Origin of the sequence: Mammaliicoccus fleurettii, assembly GCF_003970575.1 — a bacterium.
GTDB classification, from domain to species: Bacteria; Bacillota; Bacilli; order Staphylococcales; family Staphylococcaceae; genus Mammaliicoccus; species Mammaliicoccus fleurettii.
Genome location: NZ_RXWZ01000103.1, coordinates 23,991 through 31,252, shown reverse-complemented (window position 1 = coordinate 31,252; position 7,262 = coordinate 23,991). Strand labels below are relative to the sequence as shown.

The 7,262-nt window shown below is 34.2% G+C and carries 5 protein-coding genes, 6 tRNA genes and 1 rRNA gene; all 12 read left to right on the top strand.

The annotated features are described in order from the left end of the window. The first annotated feature begins 4 nt into the window (after positions 1-4). The 12 genes from rrf (at position 5) to glmS (ending at position 7,239) form a co-directional block, all read left to right on the top strand. Positions 5-119, top strand: a 5S ribosomal RNA gene (rrf, locus tag CD129_RS08505). Positions 120-132: 13 nt separating this feature from the next. After that, positions 133-207 (top strand) — tRNA-Asn (locus CD129_RS08500). A gap of 1 nt (position 208) precedes the next feature. Next, a tRNA-Glu gene (locus CD129_RS08495) sits at positions 209-280 on the top strand. Between the two features lie 10 nt (positions 281-290). Beyond that, positions 291-366: transfer RNA gene (locus CD129_RS08490), tRNA-Val, on the top strand. Between the two features lie 16 nt (positions 367-382). After that, positions 383-466, top strand: a tRNA-Tyr gene (locus CD129_RS08485). A 4-nt stretch (positions 467-470) separates the two neighbouring features. After that, positions 471-545 (top strand) — tRNA-Gln (locus CD129_RS08480). A 5-nt stretch (positions 546-550) separates the two neighbouring features. After that, positions 551-623: transfer RNA gene (locus tag CD129_RS08475), tRNA-Lys, on the top strand. Between the two features lie 197 nt (positions 624-820). After that, complete coding sequence (gene rocF / locus CD129_RS08470) at positions 821-1,726, top strand: arginase (RefSeq protein WP_078358454.1); 906 nt, start codon at positions 821-823, stop codon at positions 1,724-1,726. 140 nt (positions 1,727-1,866) lie between these two features. After that, positions 1,867-2,673 carry a diadenylate cyclase CdaA gene (cdaA, locus tag CD129_RS08465; RefSeq protein WP_078358453.1) on the top strand — a complete coding sequence of 269 codons (807 nt, stop codon included), beginning with the start codon at positions 1,867-1,869 and terminating at the stop codon, positions 2,671-2,673. After that, positions 2,674-3,609, top strand: a complete 936-nt coding sequence (locus CD129_RS08460) for a CdaR family protein (protein WP_078358452.1) — start codon at positions 2,674-2,676, stop codon at positions 3,607-3,609. A 21-nt stretch (positions 3,610-3,630) separates the two neighbouring features. Continuing rightward, positions 3,631-4,983, top strand: coding sequence for a phosphoglucosamine mutase (gene glmM, locus CD129_RS08455; RefSeq protein WP_115337135.1), 1,353 nt, complete (start codon positions 3,631-3,633; stop codon positions 4,981-4,983). A gap of 453 nt (positions 4,984-5,436) precedes the next feature. Further along, positions 5,437-7,239 carry a glutamine--fructose-6-phosphate transaminase (isomerizing) gene (gene glmS / locus CD129_RS08450; RefSeq protein ID WP_107509158.1) on the top strand — a complete coding sequence of 601 codons (1,803 nt, stop codon included), beginning with the start codon at positions 5,437-5,439 and terminating at the stop codon, positions 7,237-7,239. The last annotated feature ends 23 nt before the right edge of the window (positions 7,240-7,262 follow it).

The window sequence follows — 7,262 nt, the reverse complement described above, 5'->3', positions numbered from 1 at the left end:
TTTGTCTGGTGACGATAGCAAAGAGGTCACACCTGTTCCCATGCCGAACACAGAAGTTAAGCTCTTTAGCGCCGATGGTAGTTGGGCTTATGTTCCGCGAGAGTAGGACGTTGCCGGGCAAATATTTATTTTTCCACAGTAGCTCAGTGGTAGAGCTATCGGCTGTTAACCGATCGGTCGTAGGTTCGAGTCCTACCTGTGGAGCCATGGCCCCTTGGTCAAGCGGTTAAGACACCGCCCTTTCACGGCGGTAACACGGGTTCGAATCCCGTAGGGGTCATTTTATTTATGGAGAATTAGCTCAGCTGGGAGAGCATCTGCCTTACAAGCAGAGGGTCGGCGGTTCGAACCCGTCATTCTCCACCATTTAAAAAAATAAGCTGGAGGGGTAGCGAAGTGGCTAAACGCGGCGGACTGTAAATCCGCTCCTTCGGGTTCGGCAGTTCGAATCTGCCCCCCTCCACCATGATTGGGCTATAGCCAAGCGGTAAGGCAACGGACTTTGACTCCGTCACCCGCTGGTTCGAATCCAGCTAGCCCAGCCATTTTAGAGCCATTAGCTCAGTTGGTAGAGCATCTGACTTTTAATCAGAGGGTCAGAGGTTCGAATCCTCTATGGCTCATAAGTAAGAGACGTTAGTTTAAGCTAACGTCTCTTTTTTTGTATATTTATATAAATAAATTATGCAAGATGTTTATGCATGAGTGTATAAATATTTGGGATATATTAATATTATCCAAGAACCCTTGTATAGCTTGATGTAAGTGCTTACATATAATAGAATGTAATAGTAATGCTAAATAAGGGGGATATTAAATTATGAATAAGCGCATTGAAATAATCGGTGCTCCAACGGCTTTTGGTCAGCGTAAATTAGGGGTTAATTTTGGACCAGATGCTTTAAGATATGCTGGTTTAATTGAAAGAATTGAGAATACAGGTCATGAAGTAATAGACAAAGGGAATGTGGAATCTCCAGTAATAGATATGAAAAAATATAAAAGTGAACAGAATGGATTAAGAAATTTAGATGAAGTTATTTCATTTTCAAACAATTTATATGAAGCTGTAAATGAAACGAAGAATAATGGTAACTTCCCATTAATTTTAGGTGGAGATCATTCATTATCTATAGGTTCTATTGCAGGTATAAGTAAACACTATGAGAATTTAGGGGTCATTTGGTATGATGCACATGGTGATTTAAATACAATAGAATCTTCTCCAAGTGGAAATATTCATGGAATGCCTTTAAGAGCTTTATTAGGAGATGGAAATGAAAATCTCACTAATATTGGTGGGTATAAAAATAAAGTTAAACCTGAAAATGTTGTATTAATAGGTATGAGAGATTTAGATGATGGAGAAAAGAAATATATAAAAGAACAAGGTATACTTACATATACTATGGCAGATATCGATAGACTTGGAATGAGTAAAGTTATTTCTGAAACTATTGATTATTTAAAAGCTAAAACGGATGGTATTCATCTTTCACTTGATGTTGATGCGTTAGACCCAGTTGAAACGCCAGGTACTGGAACGACTGTACCTGGAGGGGCAACATACAGAGAAAGTCATTTAGCAATGGAAATGTTAAATGAATCAAACTTGATTGTTTCTGCTGATTTAGTAGAAGTTAATCCTTTAATTGATGAATATAATAAGACTGCACATCAAGCGATAGGTTTAATGGGATCATTTTTTGGTGAAAAGTTATTATAATTGACAACGATATATAGATGTATTTAAATTAAGAAGTCTCTTTTAAAGAGGCTTTTTTGTTTTATATATAATTAAATTAACAATATACTGAAAAAATTGTTATAATAAGCACTAGGTAAATGAAAGGCGGAGGAGATACTATGCAGTTACCTGATATTTTTGGTGAATTGAGTGCCTTAAAGGTTATTACAGGTATACTTGATTTGATTATTGTATGGTATGTATTGTACTTGATCATAACTGTAGTTAAAGGTACAAAAGCGATACAATTATTAAAAGGTATATTTTTCATCATAATAGGTAGAACAATAAGTAATTTTTTAAATTTAACAACTACTACGCTCCTGTTTGATTTTGTATTACAATGGGGTTTTTTAGCTATTATTGTAATATTCCAACCTGAGTTCAGAAGAGCTTTGGAACAATTAGGGCGCGGAAGTTTATTTAAACGAGTTAATGTAGCGACATCAGCAGAACAAGAAAGATTAACTGATAGTGTCGATAAAGCAGTACAATATATGGCAAAAAGAAGAATTGGAGCATTAATTGTGTTCGAGAAAGAAACAGGATTGCAAGATTACATAGAAACGGGTATACCAATAAATGCTGATATTTCTCAAGAGTTACTGACTAATATATTCATTCCTAATACACCATTACACGATGGTGCGATGATTATTCAAGAACAAAAAATTGCTACAGCAGCGAGTTATTTACCTTTATCAGATAGTCAAAAAATCTCTAAAAGTCTAGGAACTAGACATAGAGCAGCTGTAGGTATTTCAGAAGTATCAGACGCGTTTACAGTTGTTGTATCTGAAGAAACGGGTTCAATTTCTGTAACAATTAATGGCAAACTTAGAAAAGAAATATCAAGCGAAGCATTTAGAGAGTTACTAGTTGAGCATTGGTTTGGATCTGTTCAAAACAGAAAGGATGTGAAGTAGATGCTAGAATCTAAATGGGGATTACGTTTTGTAGCTTTAGTGCTAGCATTACTCATGTTTTTATCTGTTAATAATGTGTTTGGCAGTTTGTTTTCAGAAAATGCTTTAAAAAGTTCTGATCATACAATAGAAGATGTACCTGTCGATACGTTGTATGATACGAAAGAATTATATTTGTCTGGTGCACCTAAAACAGTAGACGTTAAAGTTTCAGGACCGCAGTCTACAATATTACAAGCTGAAAAATTATTGAATTTTAAAGTAGAGTTAGATTTAAAAAACAAATCAGTTGGTCAGTATAAAGAAGAATTTAAGATTAAAGGTTTAAGTGATGAATTGAAAGCAACTGTGATTCCAAAAAGTGCTAATGTTTCACTACAAGATAAAGTGTCTAAAAAATATCCAATTGAAGCAGAAATAAATCAAAATAGAATTGCTTCAGGATACGAATTAGTCGGAGAGACAGTAAATCCTTCACAAGTCACTATTACAGGTGGGCAGGAAGAACTGAATAAGATTTCATATGTTAAGGCAACATTAGATGAAAATAAACAATTAACAGACGATACGACTGAAAAAGCTGGTATAAGTGTACTTGATAGCAATTTAAATAAATTGGATGTGCAAATTAGACCAGATACCGTAAATGTTAATATTAAAGTAGCTAGATCTAGTAAAACAGTAAGTTTAAATCCTATTACAAAGGGTACTTCATCAAAAGGTGTTAGTATTGATGGAATTAATTTAGATAAATCTGAAGTTAAAATATATGGTTCGCGTAATGTACTAGATGGTATTGAATCAATAGATGTACCTGTAGACGTTTCTAACGTTGACGGGAATACAACTAAAAAAGTAGATTTAAACTTGCCAGATGGTGTGGATGACGCAGAATATAAAGATGTTGAAGCAAAAATTACAACTTCTAAAAACTAATGGAAATAAAGGAGAATTATAATGGGCAAATATTTTGGTACTGATGGTGTAAGAGGTGTAGCAAATTCTGAGTTAACACCGGAAATTGCATTCAAATTAGGTAGATTTGGTGGTTATGTATTATCAAAGAAGCATAATAGTGAGAATCCAAAAGTTTTAGTTGGTAGAGACACACGTGTTTCAGGGGAAATGTTAGAATCTGCTTTAATAGCAGGTCTTTCGTCAATTGGTGCAGAAGTAATGAGATTAGGAGTAATATCAACTCCAGGTGTTGCATATTTAACGAGAGAAATGGATGCTGATCTTGGGGTAATGATTAGTGCATCTCATAACCCTGTAGCTGACAACGGTATTAAATTCTTTGGTCCAGATGGCTTTAAATTAACGGATGATGAAGAATTAGAAATTGAAAAATTAATAGACTCTTCAGAAGATAACTTACCAAGACCAACTGGTAATCAATTGAATCCTATTTCTGATTACTTTGAAGGTGCTCAAAAATATATTAGCTATATTAAATCTACGGTTGATGGTGATTTAGACGGATTGAAAATTGTATTGGATGGTGCACACGGTGCCACTTATTCACTAGCACCATACTTATTTGGTGACTTAGAAGCGACAAGTGAAACAATTGGTTGTAAACCTGATGGATACAATATTAATTTAAATGTTGGTTCTACACATCCAGAAGAATTAGCTAAATCGGTACTAGAACATGATGCTGATTTAGGATTAGCTTTTGATGGCGATGGTGACAGAATAATTGCTGTAGACGAAAAAGGACAAATCGTTGATGGTGACCAAATTATGTTTGTTTTAGCACAAGATATGGCTAAAAATGGTGAGTTAAAAGATAATATGGTTGTTTCGACTGTTATGAGTAATTTAGGCTTTTATAAAGCGTTAGAAGAAGAAGGCATTAAATCAAACAAAACAAAAGTTGGCGATAGATATGTCGTTGAAGAAATGAGACATGGGTCTTATAGCCTTGGTGGAGAACAGTCGGGACATATTGTTCTTATGGATTATAATACAACTGGTGACGGTTTATTAACTGGTGCACACTTAGCAAGTATTATAAAAAGATCAGGCAAAAGTTTAAGTGATTTAACAAGCAAAATGAAAAAATATCCACAAAGATTAGTAAATGTTAGAGTTTCAAACAAATTTGGAGTGGAAGAAAATACAAAAGTGTCAGAAATTATGACTAAAGTTGAAGTTGAAATGAATGGTGAAGGACGTATATTAGTAAGACCTTCAGGAACAGAACCATTAGTTAGAGTTATGGTTGAAGCTAAAACAGAAGAAGATGCTGAAAGATACGTAAACAGCATTGCAGATGTTGTAAAAGAAGAAATGGGTATTGAATAGTACGAATTGAGGTGGAGACAATTAATTTGTCTTTGCCTCTTTTTTTATAATTAATATATCTAGCAAAAGTACTATATTTGTATGAAATATAGTATTATAATTGCACAACATACAGTTTCATTGTAGAATGAAGGAAGCTTACTTAAGGAGGAATTATACTAAAATAAGGAAACTTATAGCGCCTGAACAATGGTCATACATGATTAATGATGCGTGTATAAACAGATACATGTTGAATGAATGTAGTTGCCTTTGTTGACGAGGAGGATAGTTATCGAATTATCGGCGGATGCTATCCCGGATGTGGCCCATTCGAAAGTTCAATGTTTAAAGCATATAGGTGACTGTATGTCCAAAGCCATTGAAATAGCCATAAATTAAAGAATGTATTGAAAGCGACTGGACAATTTTTTGGTGTCTAACCGCTTATTTAAAATTGGAGGAATTTTGTTTATGTGTGGAATAGTAGGATATATAGGTACAGCAAATGCTAAAGAATTATTACTTAAAGGATTAGAAAAATTAGAATATAGAGGTTATGATTCAGCTGGTATTGCTGTTAGAAACGAAGAAGAAATTAAAGTATTTAAAGCAAAAGGAAGAATTGCTGAGTTACGTAAAGCAGCTTCAGATGATTTTGATGGAAATATTGGTATTGGTCATACTCGTTGGGCAACACATGGTGTACCAAACTATGAAAATGCTCATCCACATCAATCAACATCTGGTCGTTTTACATTAGTACACAATGGTGTAATTGAAAATTATGAACAACTTAAGAGTGAATATTTAGAAGGCATTACATTCAAATCAGATACTGATACTGAAGTAATTGTCGAATTAATCGAGTACTTCTCAAATGAAGGATTAACTACTGAAGAAGCTTTCAATAAAGTATTATCATTATTACATGGTTCTTATGCACTTGGTTTATTAGATGAACAAGATGCAGATACAATTTATGTAGCTAAAAACAAATCACCTTTATTAGTAGGTATCGGAGAAGACTTTAATGTTATCGCTTCAGATGCAATTGCAATGTTAGCTGTTACGGATACTTATAAAGAATTAGTTGATAATGAAATCGTAATCGTTAAACGCGATGAAGTAATTATTAAAGATCAAGATGGTAAAGTGATTGAAAGAGATAGCTATAAAGCAGAAATTGATGCTTCAGACGTTGAAAAAGGTACTTATGATCATTACATGTTAAAAGAAATTCATGAACAACCTGGTGTAATGCGTAATATCATTCAAAATTATCAAGACGAAGAAGGCAATCTTAAAATTGATAAAGCAATTATAGATGATGTAGCTCAAGCTGACAGAATTTATATCGTTGCTTGTGGTACGAGTTACCATGCCGGTTTAGTTGGTAAAGAATTTATTGAAAAATGGGCTGAAGTACCAACTGAAGTACATGTTGCTTCAGAGTTTGTTTATAACATGCCTATATTGTCTAAAAAACCATTATTCATCTTTATCTCACAATCAGGTGAAACAGCAGATAGCCGTGCAGTATTAGTAGAAGCTAAACGTTTAGGACATAAAGCTTTAACAATTACAAACGTACCAGGCTCTACACTATCACGTGAAGCGGATCATACATTAATCTTACATGCTGGTCCAGAAATCGCTGTTGCGTCTACAAAAGCATATACAGCTCAAATAGCAGTATTAGCAATACTTTCTCAAGTAGTAGCTAATGCACATAACAAAAATACAGGTGTAGATATTATCCCTGAATTAGCAAAAGTGACTACTGCAATTACAGCAATAGTTGATGACGCTCCAAAAATGGAACAAATTGCTAAAGATTTCTTAGAAACAACACGTAACGCATTCTTCATTGGCCGTACAATGGATTACTATGTAGGTCTAGAAGGCGCATTAAAACTTAAAGAAATCTCTTATATACAAGCTGAAGGATTTGCTGGTGGAGAATTAAAACACGGTACAATCGCATTAATTGAAGAAGGTACACCAATTGTTGCTTTAGCTACTCAAGAAAAAGTTAACTTATCAATTAGAGGTAATGTTAAAGAAGTTGTAGCACGTGGCGCTAATCCATGTATCATTTCAATGGAAGGTTTAGAACATGATCATGATACGTATGTTATTCCACACGTACATGAAATGTTATCTCCACTTGTTTCAGTTGTTACATTACAACTTATTTCTTACTACGCAGCATTACACAGAGGCTGTGACGTAGACAAACCACGTAACTTAGCTAAATCAGTTACAGTTGAATAATTAATATAGAAAATCAGAGGCTG

Excerpts from the sequence above, each read along its gene's own strand:
- rocF (WP_078358454.1), top strand. The coding sequence starts at position 821 with ATGAATAAGCGCATTGAAATAATCGGTGCTCCAACGGCTTTTGGTCAG.
- cdaA (WP_078358453.1), top strand. The coding sequence starts at position 1,867 with ATGCAGTTACCTGATATTTTTGGTGAATTGAGTGCCTTAAAGGTTATT.
- CD129_RS08460 (WP_078358452.1), top strand. The coding sequence starts at position 2,674 with ATGCTAGAATCTAAATGGGGATTACGTTTTGTAGCTTTAGTGCTAGCA.
- glmM (WP_115337135.1), top strand. The coding sequence starts at position 3,631 with ATGGGCAAATATTTTGGTACTGATGGTGTAAGAGGTGTAGCAAATTCT.
- glmS (WP_107509158.1), top strand. The coding sequence starts at position 5,437 with ATGTGTGGAATAGTAGGATATATAGGTACAGCAAATGCTAAAGAATTA.